Source organism: Bacillus sp. MUM 13, from assembly GCF_001866725.1.
In the GTDB taxonomy this organism is placed as follows: Bacteria; Bacillota; Bacilli; order Bacillales; family DSM-1321; genus Peribacillus.
Genome location: NZ_MLYQ01000151.1, coordinates 1 through 3,263, shown reverse-complemented (window position 1 = coordinate 3,263; position 3,263 = coordinate 1). Strand labels below are relative to the sequence as shown.

Here is a 3,263-nt window from a genome sequence, read left to right as displayed (position 1 = left end):
TCCCGGGCTCGTTCTGTTTATGTATACTTACATTCATATTGGCCAATTAGCATGCGGGCAATTTGCTCAAACATTTCACTTCGTGACAGCCGTTCATTAGTAAAAACCCCAATAGCCCCTTCTTTCTTTCTAATATCAGGCCGTTTTGTATATTCATCCATCAAAGGGCCAAGTTCAGCCCCTTCCTTCAGTCTTTCCGCAATTTTTTCAGGAAGCAAAATCCGTGCTCCTCCTGCTAAAAATACCTCCTGCCCCACAGCCATGGCACCCCAATTGCAGACAAACAACCCATATTTCGTCTGAACAACGCCTCCTTCAAGGCCAATTCCAATGCTTGCCCCAGAATGATCCCTGCTCGCCTTAGCCCTGTTTATCGCTCCCTCTATCGTTTCCTCATCTGAAAATGGCTGGGCTGCCACTCCTGATGCTGTATCAAGGGATACAATTTCTATATCGATATTCTCATAAGCTTTCTCGACTGCCTTCACCTTTGCAGGATTTTTGCTGCCGACTGCAACCTTTAACATGATTCATCACTCCAAAAACTTAAAAATCAAAGAAAAAACGCTAAAGGGAAAATAATAAAGGGGACCATCCTCTAAAAGAAGATTCCCTGAACTGCTTCCAATTAACGCCCTAAATCACTGGCTCATTTTAAAACCTTATTTTTATCCATTTTGCCTGATGGATTCCACTGTGGACCAGTCACATGCTCTTACTAGCTTGCCAAGAAGCTCTCTTGCTGCTGCATAATCATCAATATGGATCATAGATGCATGTGTATGGATGTACCTGGAACAAATGCCAATCACGCTGCTTGGAACGCCCTCTTTAGAAAGGTGGACTTTACCTGCATCCGTGCCGCCTGGAGAAACAAAGTACTGGTAAGGGATTCCATTGGATTCTGCTGTGTCGAGAATAAATTCCCTCATTCCTTTATGTGTAACCATAGATCTGTCTAGAATTCGAAGGAGAGGGCCTTTACCCAGCTGGCCAAACTCAGTTTTGCTGCCTGACATATCATTTGCAGGGCTTGCATCAAGCGCAAAGAAAATATCAGGGCTAATCATATAGGAAGCAGTCTGGGCCCCTCTCAGACCGACTTCTTCCTGAACGGTCGCACCGGAGAATAAAAGATTCGGGAGAGTTTCATCCTTCAGATCCTTTAGCAATTCAATCGCCAGGCCGCAGCCATACCTGTTATCCCACGCTTTTGCCATGATCTTCTTTTCATTTGCCATAGGTGTAAACGGACAAATCGGTACAATAGCCTGTCCGGGCTTAATGCCAAGCCGTTTGACATCCTCCTGGTCATCTGCACCAATATCAATCATCATATTCTTGATTTCCATTGGCTTTGAACGCTGATGTTCTTCAAGCAGATGCGGAGGAATCGATCCAATCACCCCGATTACGGGACCGTTGTCTGTAATGATTTCCACTCTTTGAGCAAGCATGACCTGGCTCCACCATCCGCCGATTGGCTGAAAACGGATCATGCCATTTTCTGTGAAAGAAGTAACCATAAAGCCCACTTCATCCATATGGCCTGCTACCATTACTTTAGGGCCGCTGGCATCTCCTTTTTTCACGCCAAAAATACCGCCCAATTTATCCTGTATGATTTCATCACTGTATTTTTCCAGTTCAGAACGCATAAACTTCCTGACTTGATGCTCATTGCCGGCAATTCCCGGAAGCTCAGTCAAGGTTTTAAACATTGATAAGGTTTCATGATCCATTTCCTCTACCCCTTACTATCAACTTTATTAGGTACGTATCCATTTTACAGAAAATTAAAGCTACTTTCCATTTAAAATCTTCTGCTTTCCCCTCTATGATGTTTCAATAAGTAGGAATTCATAACATATTTCTGTATACTTAAAAGAGATTCATCTAAAATCGGAGGGGAACAATATGAATTGGAAATCTTTATTTGCAGGTGCAGCCGCAGGGTTTGCAGCAGGATTCGCTGTTAAACAGATATTGAATGAATCAGGGCAGCCTTCTCCTGAAAAGGTTTTGTCGAATGTGAAGAATTTTGTCAAAAAAGATGGAAAGATTTATGGAGCCTGGATTTTGATGAAGCCGGAAGCTTATGAAAAATTTAATCTTGACTATACAGTTTATAAAGGTGGCATTACAAGACATATAGACGGCAGCCAGGAGCAGTTTGAATTTGTTGCTGATGCCGAAACTGGTACCGTGCTTGACCTTATCCCAAAAAGCTGAATGTTATGGCTCTTATGCCGGCGGTTAATAGCCAGGCATTAAGAGCCATATTTTGCCCATCCTTATTATGCCTTGCGGTCCCTTTTTACAGCTTCCCGAATTTCCTTCCCGCTTTTGTCCCACTTAACAGCACGGTAGATTGCATCATGGTAAAAACTGTACCAGACTTCATTCTCAAGTCCATGCCCCATCCACTTTTGCTTTTGGAAGACCGAATCCATTGGATAGTCATCAAATGCAAGCACCCATAAAACGTTAGCATGGGCGTGGGTCGGCATTAGATCTGCCATATGAATCAGCTGCTCTCCCCCGCTTTCCATCAAAATGACACTGTGTCCGTCACTATGCCCGCCTGTATGAACCATTTTTATTCCTTCTGTGATGACTTTTTCATCCTGAAAAGGAATGACAGAATCCCTGATTGCCATCCAGTTTTCCTGCCAATATGTATTCCGTGAACGAATATTGGGATTCCTCATTTCATCCCATTCAACCTGCGAAGTGATAATTTTCGCATTTTTAAAAACAGGAATCCATTCATCTCCCTCTTGTTTGGTAAGACCGCATGCATGATCAAAATGCAGATGAGTCATCAGCACATAATCAATATCATCTTCGCTTAAACCCAGACTTCCCAGACTTTCAGCCAAACGGGATTCCTCCGTGACCCCATAATTCCTGCGCTGTTTTTCAGAGAGCTTTCCGCTGCCGATTCCCGAATCGATCAGCAAGTTAAGGCCATTCGCCTGGACCAAAATAGGATCAGTCCTTAATTCAATCTGATTATTTTCATTATGAGGATACTTTTTGGACCAAAGCGGTTTTGGGACTACGCCAAACATTGCCCCGCCGTCAAGATTTGTAACCCCGCCATCCAGCCAAGTTAAAGTAATATCACCAATCTGAAGCGTTTCCATAACCATCCCCCTTTTACCCCAGTCTACCATTAATGATTAACAATTAAAAATATTAAAAAAAGTGGAAGCGCCTGTTCAGTGGAACAAAGACTAAGAACGCCGCGTCCTGCGGCA

At 43.4% G+C, this 3,263-nt stretch carries 4 protein-coding genes; 1 reads left to right on the top strand and 3 read right to left on the bottom strand.

Annotated elements, in window-relative coordinates:
* Positions 1-17: 17 nt before the first annotated feature.
* Both BIV59_RS22020 and BIV59_RS22015 read right to left on the bottom strand, forming a co-directional pair.
* Positions 18-527, bottom strand: a complete 510-nt coding sequence (locus BIV59_RS22020) for a DUF84 family protein (protein ID WP_071353600.1) — start codon at positions 525-527, stop codon at positions 18-20.
* 141 nt (positions 528-668) lie between these two features.
* Positions 669-1,742: a M42 family metallopeptidase gene (locus BIV59_RS22015; RefSeq protein ID WP_071353599.1), complete on the bottom strand. Its 1,074-nt coding sequence runs from the start codon at positions 1,740-1,742 to the stop codon at positions 669-671.
* A gap of 175 nt (positions 1,743-1,917) precedes the next feature.
* Between BIV59_RS22015 and BIV59_RS22010 the strand changes: the two genes are divergently transcribed.
* Positions 1,918-2,232: a PepSY domain-containing protein gene (locus BIV59_RS22010; RefSeq protein WP_071353598.1), complete on the top strand. Its 315-nt coding sequence runs from the start codon at positions 1,918-1,920 to the stop codon at positions 2,230-2,232.
* Between the two features lie 65 nt (positions 2,233-2,297).
* Here BIV59_RS22010 and BIV59_RS22005 read toward each other — a convergent pair whose 3' ends face one another.
* The gene (locus BIV59_RS22005; protein ID WP_071353597.1) at positions 2,298-3,149 is read right to left on the bottom strand and encodes a YtnP family quorum-quenching lactonase; all 852 of its coding nucleotides are present in this window, start codon (positions 3,147-3,149) and stop codon (positions 2,298-2,300) included.
* Positions 3,150-3,263: the final 114 nt, after the last annotated feature.

Coding starts and splice junctions, on each gene's coding strand:
- BIV59_RS22020 (WP_071353600.1), bottom strand. CDS start 527: ATGTTAAAGGTTGCAGTCGGCAGCAAAAATCCTGCAAAGGTGAAGGCA.
- BIV59_RS22015 (WP_071353599.1), bottom strand. CDS start 1,742: ATGGATCATGAAACCTTATCAATGTTTAAAACCTTGACTGAGCTTCCG.
- BIV59_RS22010 (WP_071353598.1), top strand. CDS start 1,918: ATGAATTGGAAATCTTTATTTGCAGGTGCAGCCGCAGGGTTTGCAGCA.
- BIV59_RS22005 (WP_071353597.1), bottom strand. CDS start 3,149: ATGGAAACGCTTCAGATTGGTGATATTACTTTAACTTGGCTGGATGGC.